Source organism: Jannaschia sp. Os4 (assembly GCF_016820245.1).
Taxonomy (GTDB): Bacteria; Pseudomonadota; Alphaproteobacteria; order Rhodobacterales; family Rhodobacteraceae; genus Jannaschia.
In genome coordinates this window covers 259882-281903 of the sequence record NZ_JAFCAR010000001.1, presented here as the reverse complement: position 1 = coordinate 281903, position 22022 = coordinate 259882, and the positions used below count along the sequence as shown (strand labels likewise).

The 22022-nt window shown below is 72.6% G+C and carries 24 protein-coding genes; 15 read left to right on the top strand and 9 right to left on the bottom strand.

Going from position 1 to position 22022, the window contains the following annotated elements; all coding sequences use genetic code 11:
- Positions 1-30: 30 nt before the first annotated feature.
- Complete coding sequence (locus tag JQC91_RS01410; protein WP_203284987.1) at positions 31-1455, bottom strand: metallopeptidase TldD-related protein; 1425 nt, start codon at positions 1453-1455, stop codon at positions 31-33.
- A 54-nt stretch (positions 1456-1509) separates the two neighbouring features.
- On the bottom strand, positions 1510-2235 hold the full coding sequence (locus JQC91_RS01405) for a hypothetical protein (protein ID WP_203284986.1): 726 nt from the start codon (positions 2233-2235) through the stop codon (positions 1510-1512).
- 293 nt (positions 2236-2528) lie between these two features.
- Here JQC91_RS01405 and coxB point away from each other — a divergent pair, with 293 nt between their 5' ends.
- The 12 genes from coxB (at position 2529) to JQC91_RS01345 (ending at position 12621) form a co-directional block, all read left to right on the top strand.
- The gene (gene coxB, locus JQC91_RS01400; RefSeq protein ID WP_203284985.1) at positions 2529-3395 is read left to right on the top strand and encodes a cytochrome c oxidase subunit II; all 867 of its coding nucleotides are present in this window, start codon (positions 2529-2531) and stop codon (positions 3393-3395) included.
- A gap of 12 nt (positions 3396-3407) precedes the next feature.
- Complete coding sequence (cyoE, locus tag JQC91_RS01395) at positions 3408-4346, top strand: heme o synthase (RefSeq protein ID WP_203284984.1); 939 nt, start codon at positions 3408-3410, stop codon at positions 4344-4346.
- 1 nt (position 4347) lies between these two features.
- Positions 4348-4557 (top strand): hypothetical protein, encoded by a 210-nt coding sequence (locus JQC91_RS01390; RefSeq protein ID WP_203284983.1) that lies wholly within the window; start codon positions 4348-4350, stop codon positions 4555-4557.
- Positions 4554-5153 (top strand): cytochrome c oxidase assembly protein, encoded by a 600-nt coding sequence (locus tag JQC91_RS01385; RefSeq protein ID WP_203284982.1) that lies wholly within the window; start codon positions 4554-4556, stop codon positions 5151-5153. The genes JQC91_RS01390 and JQC91_RS01385 overlap by 4 nt, the downstream gene beginning before the upstream one ends.
- Before the next feature lie 10 nt (positions 5154-5163).
- A complete protein-coding gene (locus JQC91_RS01380) occupies positions 5164-5976 on the top strand; it encodes a cytochrome c oxidase subunit 3 (RefSeq protein WP_203284981.1) in 813 nt (270 codons plus the stop codon).
- Positions 5977-6058: 82 nt separating this feature from the next.
- Complete coding sequence (locus JQC91_RS01375; RefSeq protein WP_203284980.1) at positions 6059-6676, top strand: SURF1 family protein; 618 nt, start codon at positions 6059-6061, stop codon at positions 6674-6676.
- A 9-nt stretch (positions 6677-6685) separates the two neighbouring features.
- On the top strand, positions 6686-8077 hold the full coding sequence (thrC, locus tag JQC91_RS01370; RefSeq protein WP_203284979.1) for a threonine synthase: 1392 nt from the start codon (positions 6686-6688) through the stop codon (positions 8075-8077).
- Positions 8074-9330, top strand: coding sequence for a pitrilysin family protein (locus tag JQC91_RS01365; RefSeq protein ID WP_203284978.1), 1257 nt, complete (start codon positions 8074-8076; stop codon positions 9328-9330). The genes thrC and JQC91_RS01365 overlap by 4 nt, the downstream gene beginning before the upstream one ends.
- Entirely contained in the window at positions 9330-9917 is a 588-nt protein-coding gene (locus JQC91_RS01360) for a GNAT family protein (protein WP_203284977.1), read from the top strand. The genes JQC91_RS01365 and JQC91_RS01360 overlap by 1 nt, the downstream gene beginning before the upstream one ends.
- A gap of 133 nt (positions 9918-10050) precedes the next feature.
- The gene (locus JQC91_RS01355) at positions 10051-10305 is read left to right on the top strand and encodes a DUF1289 domain-containing protein (RefSeq protein ID WP_203284976.1); all 255 of its coding nucleotides are present in this window, start codon (positions 10051-10053) and stop codon (positions 10303-10305) included.
- A gap of 100 nt (positions 10306-10405) precedes the next feature.
- Entirely contained in the window at positions 10406-11221 is an 816-nt protein-coding gene (locus JQC91_RS01350; protein WP_203284975.1) for an MBL fold metallo-hydrolase, read from the top strand.
- On the top strand, positions 11218-12621 hold the full coding sequence (locus tag JQC91_RS01345) for an FAD-binding oxidoreductase (RefSeq protein ID WP_203284974.1): 1404 nt from the start codon (positions 11218-11220) through the stop codon (positions 12619-12621). The genes JQC91_RS01350 and JQC91_RS01345 overlap by 4 nt, the downstream gene beginning before the upstream one ends.
- A gap of 114 nt (positions 12622-12735) precedes the next feature.
- Here JQC91_RS01345 and JQC91_RS01340 read toward each other — a convergent pair whose 3' ends face one another.
- The 3 genes from JQC91_RS01340 to JQC91_RS01330 are packed head-to-tail and all read right to left on the bottom strand — an operon-like array spanning position 12736 to position 14794.
- Positions 12736-13278: an adenine phosphoribosyltransferase gene (locus tag JQC91_RS01340; protein WP_203285489.1), complete on the bottom strand. Its 543-nt coding sequence runs from the start codon at positions 13276-13278 to the stop codon at positions 12736-12738.
- Positions 13275-13937, bottom strand: a complete 663-nt coding sequence (locus tag JQC91_RS01335) for a DUF2927 domain-containing protein (protein ID WP_203284973.1) — start codon at positions 13935-13937, stop codon at positions 13275-13277. The genes JQC91_RS01340 and JQC91_RS01335 overlap by 4 nt, the downstream gene beginning before the upstream one ends.
- Positions 13934-14794, bottom strand: coding sequence for an S-methyl-5'-thioadenosine phosphorylase (locus JQC91_RS01330; RefSeq protein WP_203284972.1), 861 nt, complete (start codon positions 14792-14794; stop codon positions 13934-13936). The genes JQC91_RS01335 and JQC91_RS01330 overlap by 4 nt, the downstream gene beginning before the upstream one ends.
- A gap of 108 nt (positions 14795-14902) precedes the next feature.
- Here JQC91_RS01330 and JQC91_RS01325 point away from each other — a divergent pair, with 108 nt between their 5' ends.
- Complete coding sequence (locus JQC91_RS01325; RefSeq protein ID WP_203284971.1) at positions 14903-16504, top strand: SulP family inorganic anion transporter; 1602 nt, start codon at positions 14903-14905, stop codon at positions 16502-16504.
- Positions 16505-16664: 160 nt separating this feature from the next.
- Here JQC91_RS01325 and JQC91_RS01320 read toward each other — a convergent pair whose 3' ends face one another.
- The gene (locus JQC91_RS01320) at positions 16665-17186 is read right to left on the bottom strand and encodes a cytochrome c family protein (RefSeq protein ID WP_203284970.1); all 522 of its coding nucleotides are present in this window, start codon (positions 17184-17186) and stop codon (positions 16665-16667) included.
- Positions 17187-17319: 133 nt separating this feature from the next.
- On the opposite strand from JQC91_RS01320, the gene JQC91_RS01315 reads away from it, so the two are divergent.
- A complete protein-coding gene (locus JQC91_RS01315; protein WP_203284969.1) occupies positions 17320-18162 on the top strand; it encodes a prephenate dehydratase in 843 nt (280 codons plus the stop codon).
- A gap of 72 nt (positions 18163-18234) precedes the next feature.
- Positions 18235-19674, top strand: coding sequence for an aldehyde dehydrogenase family protein (locus JQC91_RS01310; RefSeq protein WP_203284968.1), 1440 nt, complete (start codon positions 18235-18237; stop codon positions 19672-19674).
- Positions 19675-19923: 249 nt separating this feature from the next.
- Here the strand turns inward: JQC91_RS01310 and JQC91_RS01305 are convergent, their stop codons facing one another.
- The 3 genes from JQC91_RS01305 to JQC91_RS01295 all read right to left on the bottom strand — a co-directional run bounded on the left by JQC91_RS01305 (position 19924) and on the right by JQC91_RS01295 (position 21982).
- A complete protein-coding gene (locus JQC91_RS01305; protein ID WP_203284967.1) occupies positions 19924-20265 on the bottom strand; it encodes a hypothetical protein in 342 nt (113 codons plus the stop codon).
- An 80-nt stretch (positions 20266-20345) separates the two neighbouring features.
- The gene (locus JQC91_RS01300; RefSeq protein ID WP_203284966.1) at positions 20346-21230 is read right to left on the bottom strand and encodes an NAD(P)-dependent oxidoreductase; all 885 of its coding nucleotides are present in this window, start codon (positions 21228-21230) and stop codon (positions 20346-20348) included.
- The gene (locus tag JQC91_RS01295; RefSeq protein WP_203284965.1) at positions 21230-21982 is read right to left on the bottom strand and encodes an SDR family oxidoreductase; all 753 of its coding nucleotides are present in this window, start codon (positions 21980-21982) and stop codon (positions 21230-21232) included. Before JQC91_RS01295 ends, JQC91_RS01300 begins: the two co-directional genes overlap by 1 nt.
- Between the last annotated feature and the right edge of the window lie 40 nt (positions 21983-22022).

The window sequence follows — 22022 nt, the reverse complement described above, 5'->3', positions numbered from 1 at the left end:
GAGGTTAACGGACGCGCCGGGGCGGTGGCATCACGCCGCCGAGCCGCCCACCGTCAGCCCGCCGATCATCAGCGTGGGCTGGCCCACGCCCACGGGCACCCATTGCCCCGCCTTGCCGCAGTTCCCCATGCCGGGGTCCAGCGCCATGTCGTTGCCGATCCCGCGCACCTGCGTCATCGCGGTCGCGCCGTCGCCGATCAGGGTCGCGCCCTTGACCGGCGCGCCGACGACGCCGTCCTGCACGCGGTAGGCCTCCGTGCAGGAGAACACGAACTTGCCATTGGTGATGTCGACCTGCCCGCCGCCGAAGCCCACGGCGTAGAGGCCGTCCTTCAGGCCCGCGAGGATGTCCTCCGGGTCCGCGTCCCCGCCGAGCATGTAGGTGTTCGTCATCCGCGTCATCGGCGCGTGGGCGTGGCTCTCGCGGCGCCCGTTGCCCGTGGGCTCGACCCCCATCAGGCGGGCGGACTGGCGGTCCTGCATGTAGCCTACGAGGATGCCGTCCTCGATCAGCATCGTGGCCGACGACGGCGTGCCCTCGTCGTCGATCGTCACGCTGCCGCGCCGGTCGGGGATCGTGCCGTCGTCCAGCACGGTGACGCCGGGGGCGGCGACCCGCTGGCCCATGAGGCCCGCGAAGGCCGACTGGCCCTTGCGGTTGAAGTCGCCCTCCAGCCCATGTCCCACCGCCTCGTGCAGCAGGATGCCGGGCCAGCCGGGCCCGAGGACGACGTCCATGACGCCCGCCGGGGCGGGGACGGAGTCGAGGTTGACGGTGGCGACGCGCAGCGCCTCGCGGGCCACGCTCTCCCAGTGGTCGCGCTCCATCAGCCCGTCGAGGCCGACGCGCCCGCCGCCGCCGGCCGAGCCGCTCTCGCGGCGCCCGTCGCGCTCGACGATGACCGAGACGTTGAGGCGGGTCATCGGGCGCGCGTCGCGCAGCTCCGCGCCCTCGGGCCGCAGGATCTCGATCTCCTGCAGGCTTGCGGCCATCGAGGCCGTCACCTGCACCACGCGCGGGTCGAGCGTGCGCAGGAAGTCGTCGATCTCACGCAGCGTCTCGACCTTCAGGCCGAAGGGGCGGCCCGCCACGGGGTCCGCATCGCCGTAGAGGCGGCGGTTGGTGCCCGGCGGCGGGGGCGCCATGGTCCCGCCGCCGTCGCCCACGGCGAGCCGCGCGGTCTCGGCGGCGCGGCGCAGCGCGCTCTCGGACAGTTCGGTCGTGTGGGCGTAGCCCGCCGCCTCGCCGCGCACGGCGCGCAGGCCCATCCCCTCGGAGGCGTCGAAGGAGGCGGTCCTCAGCCGCCCGTCGTCGAACACCAGCACCTCGGAGCGCCGCCGCTCGAGGAACAGCTCCCCGTCCTCGCCCCCGGCGAGCGCGTCACGCACGATGCCGAGCGCCGCCTCGCGGTCGAGATGGGTGTCGAACGGGCGGAAGGGGGCGTCTTGGGTCATGTCGGCGGCCTCGGGGCTGGGTCACCCCGGAGATAGGGCGGCGGCGGCGGGATGTCAGCGGAGCTGCACGTGGATGTGGTCGTCGTGGCGCGCCGCGCGACAGCCTTGGAACCGCAGCTTCGGGTGCGACAGCCCGAGGCGGCGCTGCAGATGCGGCTCGAGCAGGACCTTGCCGGTCCGCGGGTCGTCGAGCAGCCATGCCACCGCGTCGCGCGTGGCAGCCTCGTCGAGCGGGGCCGCCCGCCAGAGCGGCTGCAGCAGGTCGAGATCCCAGCGGAGCGTCGGCCACGCGGCGGGGCAGTCCGTCGGGCCGTCCTCGAAGGCGAAGTATCCCAACGGCGAGCGGAGGCGCGCGCCCTCGTACCACAGGGCGAGGTCCGCCTTCTCGCCGTCGTCGTGGGAGAGATGCGGCAGGAGCGGCATCCCGTCGAGGAACGGGAACCCCGCGTCCAGCAGGACCGGCGGGCGCCCCGGATTGCGGGTGGCCATGTGGCCGGCGAGGTCGCGCATCAAGGCCGCCATCTCCGGGTCGGCGTAGGTGCGCGGCAGGACGCAGTAGAGCGCGGGCGTCGCCAGCCCGTCCCCGGCGCCGCAGCCCAGCCGCTCGCGCGGGGAGGCGAGCGGGGCGAAGGCGACGAGGCCGGCGTAGAGCGCGGCCGCGGTGGCGGCAAAGGCGAGGGGCCGGCGGCACGGGGGCAGGGCGAGGAGCCATGCCAATGCCCCGATCTGGGTCAGGACGGCGAGAGCGAGGAGCGCGGAGGCGTGAAGGAGCGGGCGCATCGGTCGGATCCGCGTCGGCGCGACGCATCCGGCAGGCCGGTCGTGGGATGCGTCGTCGGGCGCGGGCGGCATGGGGCCGACGGTGGCGCGGAACCGGCCGCGGAGCAACGGCGAACCGCGGCACACGATGGTATGCACCGCCGCCACGGCACCCCTCGTCCGGGTGCGACGCCTAGCCGCCGGGCCTTGCGCGCGACCCCCGCGTTGTGGTGATAGGCCCCGAACGCGGCGGGCCGGACGACCCCGTGGGCGGAGCGCCCACCAACTAGGCCCCCCGAGACGGGATGACAGTTATGACGCGATTCTTCGCGGGCCTCGCGGCCCTGACCTCCTCGGCGACGCTCTCCACGGCGGCCCTCGCGCAGTCGGCGGTGATCCCGCAGGACCTGCCGGTGATCGGCGCGCCGCAGCCGGGCGGCATCGGCTTCCAGCCGGCCGCGACCTCGCTGGCGCGCGACATCCACGCGCTGAACGGCGGCCTCTTGGTGGTGATCACGCTGATCACGCTCTTCGTCATGGGCCTGCTGGGCTGGGTCGTGCTGAAGTACCGCCGCTCGGTGAACCAGGATCCCGCGACCTTCACCCACAACTCGCCGCTCGAGGTGACGTGGACGGTGGTGCCGATCCTGATCCTCGTGGGCATCGGCGCGTTCTCCCTGCCGGTCCTGTTCGACCAGCAGCGCATCCCCGAGGGCGACGTGGTCGTGAAGGTCACCGGCTACCAGTGGTACTGGGACTACGAGTATCCCGACGAGGACATCCAGTTCTCCTCCTACATGATCGGCGCGGGCGACCACCGCCCGACCGAGGAGGCGCTCGCCGACCTCGCGGCGCTGGGCTACGACGAGAGCGCGTTCCGGCTCGCCACCGACACCTCCATCGTTGTGCCCGTCGGCAAGACCATCGTCATGCAGGTGACGGCGGGCGACGTGATCCACTCGTGGACGATCCCGGCCTTCGGCGTGAAGCAGGACGGCATCCCCGGCCGCCTCGCGCAGCTGTGGTTCCGCCCCGAGCAGGAGGGTGTCTACTTCGGCCAGTGCTCCGAGCTGTGCGGCATCGCCCACGCCTACATGCCGATCACCGTGAAGGTGGTCTCCGAGGAGGTCTACGCCGCGTGGCTCGACGAGGTCCGCGCCGGCGAGGTCGCCGCGTGGTGACCTGACGGGCCCATGACCGACGCCTCCCTGCATATCGCACCCGCTGGGGCCGCCTCCGACGAGGCGGCCTTCGGCGACTACGTCGCGCTCCTGAAGCCGCGGCTGATGTCGCTTTGCGTGTTCACGGCGGCCGTGGGCCTCGTGGCGGCGCCCGGCAGCGTGCATCCGGTGCTGGGCGCCATAGCGGTACTGTTCATCGCGCTGGGCGCGGGGGCGTCGGGCGCGCTCAACATGTGGGTGGACCACGACATCGACGGGATGATGAAGCGCACCGCCAAGCGTCCGATCCCGGCGGGCCGGGTGACGCGCGACGACGCGCTGGCCGTGGGCCTCGGGCTGTCGGGCCTCTCGGTGGTGATGCTGGGGCTGGCGGCCAACTGGGCCGCCGCCGGGCTGCTGGCCTTCACCATCTTCTTCTATGCCGTGATCTACTCCATGTGGCTTAAGCGCACGACGGAGTGGAACACGGTGATCGGCGGCGCGGCGGGCGCCCTGCCTCCGGTGATCGGCTGGGCGGTCGCCACGGGCGGCGTCTCGTGGGAGGCGGCGCTGCTCTTCGGCCTGCTCTTCGCGTGGCAACCCACGCATTTCTGGGCGCTCGCGCTGTTCGTGAAGACCGACTACCACGCCGCCGGCATCCCGATGCTCACCGTGACCAAGGGGCGGAACGAGACCCGGCGACAGGCGATGGCCTGGGCGGTCGTCACGGTCGCCGTCTCCATGGCCTTCGCGCTGTCCCCTGCCGGCGGGCCGCTGACGCTCGCCGTGGCCACCGTGCTGAACGCCGTCTGGCTGCAGCGCGCGTGGATCGTGTGGCGTTGCGACGACGCGGCCTCGCACGAGGACGGCCATGCCGCCGAGAAGGCGCTGTTCAAGTGGTCGCTGGTCTACGTGCTCGTCCACTTCGCCGTGATCGGCGTCGAGGCGCTGCTCCCGATGGGAGGCTGGTGACATGGCCCCGCCGCGGATCGAGCCGCTCCACGAGGTACACACCCGCCGCAAGGGCCGGAACATGGGTGTGCTCGCCGCGCTGCTGGGCATGATCGTCGTGGTGTTCGCGCTGACGGTGGTGAAGGTCCGCACCGGCGGCTTCTCGGAGGCGTTCGACCACGTGGTGCGCCCGCAGCTGGCCATCGAGGCGGACGAGGGGACGGACGGATGACGCGGTGGTGGCGCAGCCTGACGGACAACCAGCGCGTCGTCGCGGGCGCGGTGGCCGTGGTGGTGGGCATGGGCTCGCTCGGCTGGGCGTCGGTGCCGCTCTACGACCTGTTCTGCCGGGTGACGGGCTACGGCGGCACCACGCAGGTGGCCGACGGCGGCGCGCCCGAGATCCTCGACCGGACGATCAAGGTCCGCTTCGACGCCTCGCGGGAGCGCGGGATGCCGTGGGAGTTCAAGCCCGTCCAGCGCGAGATGGAGGTTCGCATCGGCGAGACCCACCTCGCCTTCTACGAGGCGACGAACCCGACAGACCGGCCCGTCGCGGGCACGGCCTCCTACAACGTCGCGCCCTTCGCGGCGGGGGCGCACTTCGTGAAGATCGACTGCTTCTGCTTCGAGGAGCAGGTGCTCCAGCCCGGCGAGTCGGTCACCATGCCCGTCACCTTCTACGTGGACCCGGAGGTCGTGGACGACCCCGAGACCAAGTGGATGCCCGAGATCACCCTGTCCTACACGTTCCACGTGATGGACATGCCGGACGAATACGCGGCGGCCTACCCGACCCCCGGGCGCGCCGACCCCGAGACCAACTGAGGGACCGACCATGGCGCACGCCAAGAACCACGACTATCACATCATCCCGCCCTCGGTCTGGCCGTTCCTCGGCGCCGTCGCGGCCTTCTTCATGCTCGTCGGCGGCGTCATCTGGATGTCGCCCAACGTCGAGAACAACCATCCGTGGCTGTTCCTCGCGGGCTTCGTCGGCGTCCTCGCGGTGATGGTGGTCTGGTGGGCCGACGTGATCCGCGAATCGAACGCGGGCGACCACACGCCCGTCGTCCGCATCGGCCTGCGCTACGGCTTCATCTTCTTCATCATGTCCGAGGTGATGTTCTTCGCGGCGTGGTTCTGGTCGTTCTTCAAGCACGCCATCTACCCGATGGGCCCCGAGGCCCCGATGGTGGACGGCGTCTGGCCCCCCGCCGGCATCGAGACCTTCGACCCGTGGCACCTGCCGCTGATCAACACGCTGATCCTGCTCTGCTCGGGCGCGGCGGCCACGTGGGCGCACCACGCGCTCGTGCACGAGGACAACCGCTCGGACATGAAGTGGGGCCTGATCCTCGCCATCGTGCTCGGCGTGATCTTCACCGGCTTCCAAGCCTACGAGTACAGCCACGCGGCCTTCGGCTTCGGCGGCAACATCTACGGGGCGAACTTCTTCATGGCGACGGGCTTCCACGGGGCGCACGTCATCATCGGGACGGTCTTCCTCGCGGTATGCCTCTGGCGGCTGCAGCAGGGGCACTTCACCCCCGAGAAGCACATCGGCTTCGAGGCCGCCGCGTGGTACTGGCACTTCGTCGACGTCGTCTGGCTGTTCCTCTTCGCCGCCGTCTACGTCTGGGGCGGCTGAGCGCCCGCCCACGGGACTGCGCGGGCCTCCGCGTCGAGGCTTGGCGGCGCCTGCGGGCGCCGCTTCGCATGAAGGGAGCGCGATGCGCCTGATCTTCCCCCTGATCCTCGGCCTCGCCGGGGCCGCGGTCCTCGTGTCGCTCGGCATCTGGCAACTCGGCCGCGCGGCCGAGAAGGACGCGACCCTCGCCGCCATCGAGGCCCGGCTCACCGAGGCGCCGGTCGATCTGCCCCCCGCGCCGCGCAGCCCGGCGGATCTCTACCTGCCGGTCGCGGTCGAGGGCGTGGTGGACGGCCCCGCCATCGCGGTGTTCGACACGTGGCGCGGCTTCGGCGCGGGGGTGCGCGCGGTGGTGCCGCTGCGCGTCGGCGCGGCGTCCATCCCGCTCGACCTCGGCGTCCGGAGTTGGGCACCCGGCACCGACCCCGCCGCCGCCGCGCAGGACGCGCCGCCGCCGGGCACCGTCCTGCGGGTCGAGGGCAACCTCGACTGGCCCGAGGACGGACGCGCCGCGCTCTCGACCCCCGTGCTCGTCGCCCGCGAGGTGACGCCCGCAACCGCCTTCACGCCCATCCCCGTCTCGGCCGAGGGCATCCCCGACAACCACATGGGCTACGCGATCCAGTGGTTCGGCCTCGCCCTCGTCTGGGTGGGGATGACACTCTACTGGGTGTGGCGTATCAGGCGCCGCACCTCCTGAAGGACCGACATGCGCTACGTCTCCACCCGCGGCGAGGCCCCCGACCTGGGCTTCGAGGACACGATGCTGACCGGGCTCGCCCGCGACGGCGGCCTCTACGTGCCCGCCGATGTGCCGGTGATGGCGCACGACGAGATCGCGGCGCTGGCGGGCAAGCCCTACGAGGAGGTGGCCGTCCGCGTCATGGCCCCCTTCGTGGCCGACGCCTTCTCCGAGGACGAGCTGGCCGAAATGGTGCGCGACGCCTACGCGGGCTTCGGCCACCCCGCCCGCGCGCCCCTGCGCCAGATCGGGCCGGACCACTTCCTGTGCGAGCTGTTCCACGGACCGACCTTGGCCTTCAAGGACTTCGCCATGCAGCTGATCGGCCGCATGTTCGCCAAGTCCCTCGCCCGCCGGGGCGAGCGGGTGACCATCGTCGGCGCCACCTCCGGCGACACGGGATCCGCGGCGATCGAGGCCTTCGCGGGCCAGCCGGGGACGGACGTCTTCATCCTCTACCCGCATGGCCGCGTGTCCGAGGTGCAGCGCCGCCAGATGACGACGCCTGCCGCTGACAACGTCCACGCGCTGGCCGTCACGGGTCATTTCGACGACTGCCAAGCGCGCGTGAAGGACATGTTCAACGACCTCGCCTTCCGCGACCGGGTGCGGCTTGCGGGGGTGAACTCGATCAACTTCGCCCGCGTGCTGGCGCAGGTGGTCTACTACTTCACCGCCGCGACGGCGCTGGGCGCGCCGCACCGCAGCATCTCCTTCGCCGTGCCCACGGGCAACTTCGGCGACGTCTTCGCGGGCCACATCGCCAAACGGATGGGACTGCCCATCGAGACGCTGGTGGTGGCGACGAACCGCAACGACATCCTGCACCGGACGCTGGCGACGGGCGAGCACCGGCTGGGGGAGGTGTTCCCGACCATCTCGCCGTCGATGGACATCCAGGTGTCGTCCAACTTCGAGCGCGCGCTGCACCTCGCCTATGGCGGCGACGGCGCCGCGATCCGGCAGTTGATGGCGGAACAAAAGGCTGGGGGGTTTGCGGTTTCGCAGGGCGCGCTGGAGGCGCTGCGCGAGACCTACGCCTCGGGCCGCGCCTCGGAGGAGGAGACCTCGGCTGCGATCAAGGCCGCGCTCGACACGACGGGCGAGCTGCTCTGCCCCCATACCGCCGTGGGCTGGCACGTGGCGCAGCAGCATCTGGGCGCCGCGCCGATGGTCACGCTGGCCACCGCGCACCCGGCCAAGTTCCCCGACGCCGTCGAGGCCGCCACGGGAATCCGCCCGCCGCTGCCGCCCCGCATGGCCGACCTCTACGACCGGCCCGAGCGGGTCACGCGGGTCGAGAACGACCTCGACGCGCTCGAGACGCTTATAGACGACCGGCTGGGCGTCGCGGCATGATCCACGTCCACCGCCTGCCCAACGGCGTCCGCGTCGTGACCGAGGACATGCCCTCGATGGAGAGCGCTGCCGTGGGCGTCTGGATCGGCGCGGGCGGACGCCACGAGACGCCGGACCAGAACGGCGTCGCCCACTTCCTCGAGCACATGGCCTTCAAGGGCACGACCCGGCGCACCGCGCTGCGGATCGCCGAGGAGATCGAGGACGTCGGCGGCTACATCAACGCCTACACGTCCCGCGAGGTGACGGCCTACTATGCCCGCGTTCTGGGCGACGACGTGCCGCTGGCCGTGGACCTGATCGCGGACATCGTGCTCGACCCCGTCTTCGACCCGCGCGAGATCGAGGTCGAGCGCGGCGTCATCCTGCAGGAGATCGGGCAGGCGCTGGATACCCCCGACGACATCGTCTTCGACTGGCTGCAGGAGGCCGCCTACCCCGAGCAGCCGATGGGCCGCACGATCCTTGGCCCGGCCGAGCGGGTGCGCGCCTTCGGGGCGGACGACCTGCGCCGCTTTGTGGCGCAGAACTACGGGCCGGACCAGATCATCCTCGCCGCCGCCGGCGCCGTCGACCACGAGGCCATCGTGCGGCAGGCCGAGACGCTGTTCGGCCACCTGACGCCCCGCCCGCAGGCCACCCCGGACGCCGCGCGCTTCGCCGGGGGCGAGGTGCGGCGCGTGAAGGGGCTGGAGCAGGCGCATCTCTGCCTCGGCCTGCCGCAGCCCGGCTACCGCGACGACGCGGTCTACGCGGCGCAGGTCTTCGCGGGCGCCTTGGGCGGCGGCATGTCCTCGCGGCTGTTCCAAGAGGCGCGGGAGAAGCGGGGGCTGTGCTACTCGATCTTCGCCTCGGTGGCCGCCTACTCGGACACGGGCCTGCTGACGATCTACGCGGGCACGGGCGGCGACGACGTCGCGGGCCTGTCGGAGCTGGTGATCGACGAGCTGCGCCGCGCCGCCGACGACATGACCGAGGTGGAGGCCGCCCGCGCCCGCGCGCAGATGAAGTCCGGGATGCTGATGGGTCTGGAATCCCCCTCGGCCCGGGCCGAGCGGCTGGCCCGCGTCCTCGCCGTCTGGGACCGGGTGCCCCCCCTGTCGGAGGCGATTGAGCGCATCGACTCGGTGGACGCGGCCACGCTGCGGGCCCATGCCGCCAAGCTGCTCGTCGAGACGCCCGCCCTTGCCCTCTACGGCCCGGTGGACGGCGCGCCCGAGGCGGGAGACCTCGCCCGGCGGCTGGCCGCCTGATGCTCTTCGCACGGCTGCGGAAGCCGAGGATCGAGACGGACCGTCTGCTGCTTCGCCTGCCGGTCCACGGCGACTTCCGCGAGTGGGCGGACCTTCGCCGCGAGTCGGCCGACGCGCTGCAGCCTTGGGAGCCGAGGTGGTCGCCGGACCATCTCAGCCGCAAGGCGTTCACCAACCGCGTCTACTGGGCCAACCGCTCGTGGTCGCAGGGCAGCGCCGTGGCGCTGTTCCTGACCCGCAAGGCGGACGGCGCGCTCTTGGGCGCGCTGACGCTGGACAACATCCGGCGGGGGCCGTCGCAGACCGGGACGATGGGCTACTGGACCGGAGAGCGGCATCAGCGGCAGGGCTACATGCGCGAGGCGCTCGAGGCGGTCGGCCACCACGCCTTCGGCCGCCTCGACCTGTCGCGTCTGGAGGCCGCCTGCCTGCCCGAGAACGCCGCCTCCCGCGCGCTCTTGGAACGGGTGGGGTTCAAGTACGAGGGCGTCGCCCAGAGCTATCTCCAGATCGGGGGACGATGGCGCAACCATGTCCTCTACGCGATGCTGCGCGGCGACCGGCGGGGCCGGACGGAGGCGGGGTGAGCGGCGGGGCGGGCCGCCGAGGGCGGGGCCACGTCCCGATGGCGCCTCGGATCGCGGGGCACGTCGTCGGCCCCTCCGGCAAGATGCGGCGGCCTTCCGGGCGCGGCGAGGGGCGCGCCGGACGGGCCGGGCGATGAGGAAGCCGCCCTCGCCCTGCATCGACGTGTGCCGCTACCGCCGCGCGGGTCCGGCGGGGGCGCATTGCATCGCCTGCTCCATGACGAAGGCGCAGAAGCGGCTGGGCAAGGCGGCCAAGGGCCGTGAGGCGCGCCGCGGCTTCGTCGCGCTGGTGCGCGCGCAGCAGACGGCGATGGGGGGCTTCGAAGGCTGGCGCACGGCCTACGCGCGCAAGCTGGCCAAGCGCGGGATGGGCTGGGACGACCTCTAGGGCGCGGACCGCGCCGCCCCGGCTCGTGCGGCGGCGCGGCGAAGCGCGCCCTGTCTCCGCGCCGCGGACCCGCTATCCTGTCCGCAGGAGGCACCCGCCCATGATCCGACTGCTCCTTGTCCTGCTGCTGCTCGCCGCGCCCGCCGCCGCGCAGGACCGCCGCCCGTCGCACTGCATCGCCATCGCGCAGGCGCCGGGCCTCGAATACGTCCACCGCGTTGCATACGGCGCGCCCCTGCCGGACGCGTTCACGGTCCGCCTCTCCTACGTGGACCACTCGATGTTCATGCTGGAGACCCCGGGCGGCCTGCGCGCCGTGACCGACTTCAACGGCTACGTCGGGCAGGTCGCCCGGCCCGACGTCGTCACCATGAACCGCGGCCACATCACCCATTGGGATCCCACGCCCGACCCGGACATCCCCCACATCCTGCCCGGCTGGAACGTCGAGCGGCCCGGCCAGCCCGCCGACCACCATCTCGACTTGGGCGAGATGCTGGTCCGCTCCGTCTCGACCGACCTGCGCCCGGGGCAGGGGGGCGAGGACAACGGCAACTCGATCTTCGTGTTCGAGGTGGGCGGCCTGTGCATCGGGCATCTGGGCCACCTGCATCACGAGCCCTCGCCCGAGGACTACGCCGCGCTGGGCCGCCTCGACGTCGTGATGGCCCCGGTGGACGGGGGCCTGACGCTGCCGCGCGAGACGCTGATCCGCGTGCTGGGGCGGCTGCGGTCCTCGGTGATCCTGCCGATGCACTGGTTCGGCGAGGGGACGCTGCAGGCCTTCCTGCGCGACATGGAGGGGACCTTCCCGATCGAGCGCCGCGCGGAGTCCCACATCGACGTCTCCTTGCGCACGCTGCCCGACCGGCCCACGGTGATCGTCCTGCCGCCGCGCTTCCTGAGGGATGAATGACCGCCTTCTCCAAGATCGAGCCCGACCTCCGCGCGGCCCTCCCGCCCAAGACCTTCCCAAACCTCCAGCCCCGCTACCTCGAGGAGCCGCGGGGGCGGTGGGCCGGGCGGGGCGGGCTGCTGGTGTCGCCCGCCTCGACCGAGGAGGTGGCGCGCGTCGTGTCCCACTGTGCCGAGCACGGCGTGCCGGTCGTGCCCTATGGCGGGGGCACGGGGCTGGTCGGTGGGCAGGTCTCGGGCGATCTGGAGCCGGTGATCCTGTCGCTGGAGCGCATGTCCGCCATCCGCGAGGTGGACGCGACCGAGAACGCGCTGGTGGCCGAGGCGGGCGTGACGCTGCAGGCCGCGCAGGAGGCGGCGGAGGGGGTGGACCGCCTGTTCCCGCTGACCATCGCGAGCCAAGGCAGCGCCCGGATCGGCGGGGTGATGGCGACCAACGCGGGGGGCGTGAACGTGCTGCGCTACGGGAACGCGCGCGACCTCTGCCTCGGGCTGGAGGCGGTGCTGCCCGACGGGTCGGTCCTGCGGGGGCTGTCGCCCCTGCGGAAGAACAACACCGGCTACGACCTGCGCCACCTGATGATCGGGGCCGAGGGGACGCTGGGCATCATCACGGCGGCCACGCTGCGCCTGCATCCGCGCCCTGCGAAGGCGGGAGCGGCGATGATGGTCGTGCGCGACCCCGCGGCGGCGCTGGACCTGCTCAACCTCGCGCGCGACCGCATCGGCGAGGGCGTCTCGGCCTTCGAGCTGATCGGGCGCTTCGGCCTCGACGCGCTGGCGGAGCACATGCCGGACGTGCGCCTGCCGCTGGGCCGCCCCGACTGGTCGGTGCTGATCGACCTCGGCCTGTCGGCCTCCGGCGACCCCGAGGCCGCGCTCCTCGACCTGTTCGAGGCGGGGACGGAGGCGGGGCTCGTCTCGGACGGGGTGGTCGCGCAGTCCGAGGGGCAGCGCGCGGAGATGTGGGCGGTGCGCGAGTCGATCCCGCTGGCCAACCGCAAGGTCGGCGCGGTCAGCAGCCACGACATCTCCGTGCCCACGGCGGCGATCCCCGCCTTCATCCCCGAGGCGACGGCGGCGGTCGCGGCGGTGGGACGGTTCCGCATCAACTGCTTCGGCCACGTGGGCGACGGCAACCTGCACTTCAACGTGTTCCCCGTCCCGGGCGAGAGCCGGGCCGATCACGAGGACCGGCGCGACGCGATCAAGCGGGCGGTGCACGACGTGGTCCACCGGTTCGGCGGGTCCGTCAGCGCCGAGCACGGGGTGGGGCGGCTCAAGGTGGACGACTTGGAGCGCTACGTCGATCCGGTGAAGCTGGCGGCGATGCGCGCGATAAAGGGCGCGCTGGACCCGAAGGGGATCATGAACCCCGGCGCGGTGCTCAGGGCGCGGTGACGGAATACGCCCCGCCGGAGGGGAACCGGCGGGGCGTGGGGGGACGCGGCGGTCTGCATCGCCGCTGCGCCACGCAGACCCGATTCGGGTGAACGGAGGGTTAACGGCCGACGGTCACGCCCCGTCGAAGGCGCAGAGCGCGTGGACCGAATGGCCCATCCCCTCGACCACGCCCCGCCCGCCCAGCTCGGGCAGCTCCACCACGAAGGCGCAGGCGACGACCTCGGCGCCCAGCCGGTCCATCAGCTCGATCCCCGCCTTGGCCGTCCCGCCCGTCGCCAGAAGGTCGTCCACGATCAGCACGCGCGCGCCGGGCTCCAGCGCGTCGCGGTGCACCTCCAAGGTCGCGGTGCCGTACTCCAGCGCGTAGTCCTGCTCGTAGGTCGCGCCGGGCAGCTTGCCCTTCTTGCGCAGCGGCACGAACCCGGTCCCCAGCTGGTGCGCCACCGCTCCCCCGAGGATGAAGCCCCGCGCCTCCAGCCCCGCCACCGCGTCGATGGTCTGCCCTGCGAAGGGCGCGAGCAGCTGGTCCACGGCGAGGCGCAGGCCCCGCGGGTCGGCGAAGAGGGTGGTGACGTCCCGGAACAGGATCCCCTCGTGGGGGAAGTCGGGGATCGTGCGGATGTAGTCGGCGACGGCGCGGTGGTCCAAGGTCAGCCCTCCGGAGGGTAGTGCAGGCGCAGGGCGGCCGCGTCCTGCCCGCGCAGGAAGGGCACCGAGTTGCCGCTCTCATAGAAGACCGAGCGGTGATAGACAGCCCCCGCCACATCCGTGAGCAGGCCGAGCGCCTGCACCACCTCCTCCAAGAGCACCGGCCCGATCTCCCGGCGGCGGATGTGGCGGGAGATGGCGATGTCGGCCTCGGCGATGAGGTCGGGCGCGTCGCGGCTCCGGCGGACCGCCACGAGCGCGAGCGGCAGGGGGCGCCCGTCCAGCGCCTCGACCCCGGTGCCCGCGATCTCGAGGCCGGGCGGCGTGGGGACGACGTGGATGGCGACGTCGGGGGCGTCGTCGTCGCGTCGCAGCCGGATGCCCGCGCCGACGCCGTTCACCTCCTCCACCACGCGGGACAGGCCCGCCTCGAACAGCGCGCGTTGGTAGTCGCGGAGCATGTCCAGCCCTTCCGCGAACCCCACGGTCAGCGGGTCGCGCGCCGCGTCGGGCCAGCGGACGAAGGGCTTGGTGCAGCCGAGGCCCGGACGGGCGCCGCAGGCCACGAGGCGGTGGAACTCGGCGTCCGTGAGGCGCCGATCGACCTCCACGAACTCCTGCGCGTGGGCCGGGACGGCGAGGAGCGCCGCGAGCAGCCACCTCACAGGACGCGGCCCGCCACGGCGCGCAGCCGGTCCACGAGGGCGGGGTCGCGGGCCTCGGGCTTGGTCATCACGGCATGCTCCAGCGCGCGGTCGCAGCCGTGGGGGCAGGGGCCGTCGTCGGCGAGGCGCGCGGGCATGGCGGCGACGGTGGCGCGGGCACGGGCGGCGTTGCCGCCCAGCGTGGCGACGATGGCCGCGATGTCCACGGTGTCGTGCTCGGGGTGCCACGAGTCGTAGTCCGTCACCATCGCGAGGGCCGCGTAGCACATCTCCGCCTCCCGGCAGAGCGCGGCCTCGGGCATGTTGGTCATCCCGATCACGTCGCAGCCCCACGATCGGTAGAGGCGCGACTCGGCCACCGTCGAGAAGGCCGGCCCCTCCATCGCGAGGTAGGTGCCCGCGTCGTGCACCGTGGCGCCCGCCTCCCGCGCGGCCCCGGCCGCTAGCGCCGACAGGCGCGCGCAGGTGGGGTGCGCCAGCGACACGTGCGCCACGCAACCCGTCCCGAAGAAGGACCGCGCCCGGCCCTTGGTCCGGTCCACGAACTGATCGACCGCCACGAAGTGGCCCGGCGCCATCTCCTCGCGGAACGACCCCACGGCCGAGACGGCCAGCACGTCGGTGCAGCCCGCCATCTTCAGCGCGGCGACGTTGGCGCGGAACGGCACCTCCGAGGGGGAGTGGACGTGGCCGCGCCCGTGGCGGGGGAGGAAGGCCACCTCCACCCCGTCCACGGCCCCTTCGGTCAGCGCGTCGGACGGCATGCCCCACGGCGTGTCGACGGCGCGCGTGCGCGTGTCGGCCAGCCCCTCGACCGCGTAGACCCCCGATCCGCCGATCACGCCAAGCTTCCGCATCCGCCTTCTCCCTGCCCCTCCCGCAGGATGGCCCGGCCCGCCCCCCTGTCAATCGCGGACGGAGGGGCGTAGGGGGCGCCCAACCTCAGACAGTTCCCGAGACACCCGATGGCCTCCACCGACCAGCCATGGGCGGCGCTCGCCGCCCGCTTCCGCCCCGACCTGCGCCTCGCGCCGACCGACCCGCTGACGCCCGCGCGCTTCCGGATCGAGATCCTCGCGGGCCTCACGGTCGCGCTGGCCCTCGTCCCCGAGGCGGTGGCCTTCGCCTTCGTGGCCGGGGTGAACCCGCTGGTGGGCCTCTACGCGGCGTTCCTCGTGGGGCTCATCACGGCGCTGTTCGGCGGGCGGCCCGGCATGATCTCGGGCGCGACGGGCGCGCTGGCGGTCGTGATGGTCTCCCTCGTGGCCCAGCACGGGGTGGAGTACCTCTTCGCCACCGTCGTGTTGATGGGAATCATCCAGATCGCCGTGGGCCTGCTGCAATGGGGCAAGTTCATCCGCCTCGTGCCGCACCCCGTCATGCTGGGCTTCGTGAACGGTCTGGCCATCGTCATCTTCCTCGCCCAGCTCACGCAGTTCCGCACGAGCGACGGGCAATGGCTGCCGCCGCAGGACATCGCGCTGATGCTGGGGCTGGTCGCGCTGACCATGGGCGTCATCTGGGGGCTGCCCAAGCTCACGGCGGCGATCCCCGCGCCGCTGGCGGGCATCGCGGTGACGGCGCTGATCGTGATCGGCCTCGGCCTGCCGACGCCCACCGTGGGCGACATGGCCTCCATCGCGGGCGGCCTGCCGCAGTTCCACCTGCCGCTGGTGCCGCTGAACCTGGAGACGCTGCAGATCATCCTGCCCTACGCGATGATCCTCGCCGCCATCGGCCTGATCGAGTCGCTGCTGACCCTGAACCTCGTGGGCGAGATCACGGGCCAGCGGGGCGGCGCCAGCCAAGAGTGCATTGCGCAGGGCGCGGCCAACACCGTGACCGGCTTCTTCGGCGGCATGGGCGGCTGCGCGATGATCGGGCAGTCGATGATCAACGTGAAGTCGGGCGGGCGCACGCGGGTGTCGGGCATCTCGGCTGCGCTGTTCCTGCTGGCCTTCATCCTCGTGGCGGCCCCCCTGATCGAGCGTATCCCCTTGGCGGCGCTCGTGGGCGTGATGTTCATGGTCGTCATCGGCACCTTCGCGTGGAACTCGCTGACCATCCTGCGCAAGGTGCCCCGCACCGACGCGGTGGTGATCGTGCTGGTGACGGTGGTGACCGTGCTAACCGACCTCGCCATCGCGGTGGTGGTGGGCGTCATCGTCTCGGCGCTGGCCTACGCGTGGGAGAACGCGCGCCGCATCCGCGCCAACACTCACGTGGGCGAGAACGGCGCCAAGTACTACGAGTTGGAGGGGCCGCTCTTCTTCGGCTCGGCCACGGGCTTTCAAGAGATGTTCGACCCCGAGGGCGACCCCGACCTCGTGGTCGTGGACTTCGCCCGCTCGCGGGTGGCGGACCAGTCGGCGCTGCAGGCGATCGACGCGGTGGCGGCCAAGTACGAGGCGGTGGGCAAGCGGATCGAGCTGCGCCACCTGAGCCGCGACTGCCAGCGGCTCCTGCGCCGGGCGGGGCAGCTCGTGGTGCAGCAGGCCGACGACCCGACCTACGGGGTCGCGGCGAACTACGGCGTGCGGACGGGCACGCTCGACGGCGGGCATTAGGACCGCGCCGTCGCCCCATGCGCTCCGGTGGCCGCAGGCACCCTCCGTCACCGGGGGGTGTCGGCCGCACGGCACGACGGACCCTCCGACGCGAAGGGGCCCGCGCCGTCGCCGGCACGAGCCCCTTCGTCCCGGTCGCGGGCGCGCGGCCCGCGTCGGTTCACTGCTGCGAGGCGAGATAGGCGATCAGGTTCGCCCGGTCCTCCACATCGGCCATGCCGCGATAGGCCATCTTGGTGCCCGGCGCATATTCCTTGGGGTTCAGCAGGAAGCCGGAGATGTTCTCGGGCGTCCAGTCGCCCTCCATCTCGGCCAGCGTGCCCGAGTAGCTGTAGCCCTCGACCGCGCCCTTGTCCCGGCCCACGACGCCGTTGAGGTAGGGGCCCGTCCCGTTCGAGCCGTCGAGCTTGTGGCAGGCCGAGCACTGGCGCCACAGGCCCTCGCCCGCCTCGGCGGAGGCGTTCACGTAGACCTCCTCGAAGGGGATCTCGGGCTCGGCCTCGGCCGTCTCGGTCGCGCCGCCCTCCTCCTCGACCTCGATCAGGTAGCCCATGGCCACCTCGTCGCCGTGGCCTTCGTGCCCCACGTGATACAGGCTCTCGGCCGCCCAGACGCCCAGCAGGAAGATCAGCAGCGCGCCGCAGAAGGCGCCGCCGGCCTTGGTGATCGTCATGGTGTCCATTCGGGCCTCTCTCGTGTCGTCGGTCGGGCGCGGGCGGCCCGGTCTACTCGGTCGGGGCGCATGTATGGGGTTTCGCCCCCCTTCGGCAAGGGATACCCCGTGCGACCGAACGCGCGACCGGGGGAGGGGTTTCATGGGCCACATCGCATTCCAAGGCGAACTCGGGGCCTACGGCCACGAGGCCTGCGTCGAGGCGCACCCCGAGATGGAGCCGCTGCCCTGCGCGACCTTCGAGGACGCGCTCGCAGCCGTGCGCGAGGGGCGCGCCGACATGGCCATGATCGCCGTCGAGAACTCGACCTACGGGCGGGTGGCGGACGTGCACCGCCTTCTGCCCGAGTCCGGGCTGCGGATCGTGGGCGAGCATTTCGTGCGGGTCCGCATCGCGCTGATGGCGCGGCCGGGCACGGCGCTCGCGGACGTGCGGCGGGTGCGGGCGCATCTCGTGCTGCTGCCGCAATGCGGGGCGTTCCTGCGCGAGAACGGGATCGAGCCGGTGGCCGCCGCCGACAGCGCGGGGGCCGCGCGCCAGCTGGCGCAGGGCGGGCGCGGCGAGGGCGAGGGGGTGCTGGCCTCCGAGCTGGCGGCCCGCACCTACGGGCTGGAGGTGCTGGCCCGCGACATCGAGGACCACGGCCACAACACCACCCGCTTCGTCACCATGGCCCGCGAGGCGGCCGCGCCCCCGCCGGGCGGCATGGTCAAGACGACCTTCGTGTTCCGGGTGCGGAACATCCCTGCCGCGCTCTACAAGGCGATGGGGGGCTTCGCGACGAACGGCGTGAACATGACCAAGCTCGAGAGCTACATGATCGACGGGGCCTTCACCGCGACGCAGTTCTACGCCGACGTCGAGGGCCACCCCGAGGATCCGCCGCTCAGGCGCGCGCTGGAGGAGCTGGACTACTTCACCGACCATCTCGACGTGCTGGGCGTCTATCCGGCGGACCCGGAGCACTTCGACGGGGGGCACTGACCGCTTCCGCGCCGTCCCCCCGTGACGCCGCCGGGCAACCGGCGTAGCGGTCGCCCAAACGGGAGGACGACCATGCAGGACGCGCGCCAATTCTACATCGACGGAGCTTGGGTTGATCCGGTCGACGGGACGGACATGCCGGTCCACGACCCCTCGACCGAGGAGGCCTTCGCCACCATCACGAACGGCGGTCCCGAGGACGCCGACCGCGCCGTGGCCGCCGCCAAGGCGGCGTTCCCCAAGTGGCGCCTTTCCTCCAAGGCCGAGCGGCTGGACCTGCTGGAGAGCATCCAGTCCGTCTACGCCCGCCGCTCCGACGAGATGGGCGACGTCATCTCGCGCGAGATGGGCGCGCCGGTGGACATGTCCCGGACGCAGCAGTCGGGGACTGGGTCGTTCCACCTCGGGGCGTTCATCGACGCCCTGCGCGACTTCGATTTCGAGCATCCCTACAAGCCCGACGACACCGCCACCCACATCATCCACGAGCCGATCGGCGTCTGCGCGCTGATCACGCCGTGGAACTGGCCGATGAACCAGATCACGCTCAAGGTGATTCCGGCGCTGGCCACGGGCTGCACCTCGATCCTCAAGCCGTCGGAACTGTCGCCGCTCTCGGCCATGCTCTTCTTCGAGATCCTGCACGAGGCGGGGGTGCCCGCGGGCGTGTGCAACCTCGTGAACGGGGACGGCGCGGGCGTGGGCTCGCGGCTGTCGAGCCACGAGGACGTGGACATGGTGTCCTTCACCGGCTCGACGCGGGCCGGGCGCCTGATCACGAAGGCGGCGTCCGAGACGATCAAGCGCGTGACGCTGGAGCTGGGGGGCAAGGGGGCGAACATCGTGTTCGCGGATGCCGACCCCAAGGCCGTCAAGCAGGGGGTGATCCGCTGCTTCAACAACACCGGCCAGTCCTGCAACGCGCCGACCCGGATGCTGGTCGAGCGGTCGCGCTACGACGAGGCCGTCGAGCAGGCCGCCGCCGCCGCCGAGGCGACGCAGGTGAACGCGGCGTCGGAGGCGGGGCGGCATATCGGGCCGCTGGTGAGCGCGGCGCAGTTCGAGAAGGTGCAGGTCCTGATCCAAGCGGGCATCGACGAGGGCGCGCGGCTGGTGGCGGGCGGCGTGGGCCGCCCGGAGGGGGTGAACCGCGGCTGGTTCGTGCGGCCGACGGTCTTCGCCGATTGCACCAACGATATGAGGATCATGCGCGAGGAGATCTTCGGCCCGGTCCTGTCGATGATGCCCTTCGACTCGGAGGAAGAGGCCATCGAGATCGCCAACGACACGCCCTACGGGCTGACCTCCTACGTGCAGACCACCGACCCCGAGAAGGCGCGGCGGGTGGCGCGGCTGCTGCGGACGGGGATGGTGGACATGAACGGCAAGGGACGCTCGGCGGGGTCGCCCTTCGGCGGCATGAAGCAGTCCGGGAACGGGCGCGAGGGCGGCGTTTGGGGGCTGGAGGACTTCCTCGAGGTGCGCGCCATCGGCGGCTGGCCGGCGGCGTGACGCGACCCCGAGCGGGGCGGGGTCAAGGCGGCATGGCGTAGCGTTCGCAGGGGGCGCCCCCCGTGCACCCCCCGTACATACGCCGTGCATACGCCGTGCATACGGGCGGCCGACGCACCGTCCGGCGCTTCCACGGCACGGATGGTGCGGGACGGACGCCGAATCAGGGTGCCCCGCCCCCCGCCGGCGGGCGGCGGCTCCCCCGAGGCATCTCCCGCGAGGCGAAGGCGCGCCGGGGCGGGCCGTGGCTCAGGGGGAGAGGACGGTCTCCGCGACGGCCACGACCTCGCCGTCGCGCGACAGGGTGAGGCGGGCCGAGAGCGCGCCCGACCCGCCCACCGTGACCGTCGAGAGGGAGGCCGCGTCCGTGCCGGGCGGGACGCGGACGGCTTGGCGGCTGCGCGAGGTGGTCCCGCCGCGGGCGCGCGTCACCTCCAGCACGGCGTCGAGGGGGGCGCCGGTGCGGTTGGTGGCGCCCGCGACAATCCGCAGCCCGCCCTCGACCGGCTCGATCAGGAGGTGGGGCAGCGCGTCCTGCGCCGCGGCGGGCGCGGCGAGGAGAAGGGCGAGGAGCGGGACGGTCGCGCGCATGGGGGCCTCCGGGGAAGGAGGCTAGGGCGCGGCACGGGTCGCGGGCAAGGTGGCGCGGTGCACGGCGGCCCGTACGGGCTTCAGTCGAGGCCCGCCGCCTCGGCCACCCAGTCGGTCAGGTGCGGGACGTAGTCCTCCGGCCCGTCGCCCCCGGCCGCGAGGGCGGCGGCGTAGCTGTTCTTGACCGCCGAGCCGACCGGGTTCGGGACGCCCGCCGCATCGGCCATGGCGGCGAGGTAGCGCATGTCCTTGGTCGCGTTCCGGAGCGTGAACTTGTGGCTCTCGCGGTTCCCCTCGAGCGCGTGGCCCATGAAGGTCCGGTAGAAGCCGCAGTCCATCCGGCTGCCGCGGATGACCCCGTCGAACTGCTCGATGGAGATGCCGACGGAGCGGGAGAGCGCCAGCGCCTCGGCGTAGATCGCGCCGTAGCCCATGGCGAGGAAGTTGTTCAGCAGCTTCATGCGGTGGCCGGTGCCGACCTCGCCGAGATGGGCGACGCCCGCCCCGGCCCATGTCGCCAGGATCGGCTCGAGCCGCGCGAAGGTCTCGGGCGTGGCGCCGACCATGGTGGCGAGCTGCCCTTCCTCGGCCTGCGCCGGGGTGCCGCCCAGAGGCGCGTCGGCCATCTCGACGCCGCGGGCGCGCAACTTCTTGGCCAAGGCGACGGTCGAGACCGGGTTGGCCGTGGAGCAGTCGACCACGATGGCGCCGTCGCGCAGGCCGGGGATCAGGCCCTCCACGATGGCCTCCACCTGCGGGGAGGCGGGCGCGCAGATGTGGACGACGTCCGAGGCCGCGGCGAGGGCCTCGAGGCCGTCGGCCTCGGCGCAGCCCATCGCCACGAGGTCGTCCACGGGCGCGCGGTTGCGGTGGGCGATCACCGTCACCTCGTGCCCCGCGCGGCGCATCGAGGCCGCCATGCCGTGGCCCATCAGGCCGACGCCCACGAATCCGATCTTGTCCATCACACCGATCCTCCATCGACGAAGAAGTTGCTGGCGGTGATCGCCCTCGCGTCGTCGGAGGCGAGGAAGAGCACCATGCGGGCCACGTCCGCGGGCTGGACGAGGTCGGGGAGGCACTGGCGGGCGCGGTGCTTCTCGATCGCCTCGGGCGTGACCCAGAGGTCCTTCTGCCGCTGGGTCATGATCCAGCCGGGCACGACGCAGTTCACGCGGATGCGGTGGTCGCCGAGGTCGCGGGCCATCGTCCGGGTCAGGCCGTGCACCGCGGCCTTGGCGGTGGCGTAGGCCGGGAAGCCGCCGCCCGCCTCCCACCACGAGTTCGAGCCGAGGTTCACGATGGATCCGCCGCCGGCCTCGATCATGTCGGGGGCGACGGCTTGGGTGACGAAGAACTGGTGGCGCAGGTTGGTGGCCTGCCGCTCGTCCCAGTACTCGGGGGTGACGTCCCGCCAGTCGTGGCGGTCGTCGCGGGCGGCGGAGTTGACGAGGACGTGGAAGGGGCCGGTGCGCGCGCGCAGGGCGTCGATGGCGGCGCGGGTGGCGGGGATGTCGGTGAGGTCGCAGAGCGCGTGGGCGGCGCCGGTCTCCCGCGAGACGGCCTCGGACGCGGCGGCGTCACGGTCGAGGAAGCCCACCGTGCTGCCTTGGGCGGCGAAGGCGCGAACCATCTCGGCCCCGATGCCCGACGCGCCGCCGGTGATCAGGACGGCGCGGCCGGAGAGGGACGGGTAGCGGGCGAGGGTGTCGGACATGGGGGCCTCCTTCCGGGCGCGTGGTGGCAGAGCGGGCGGG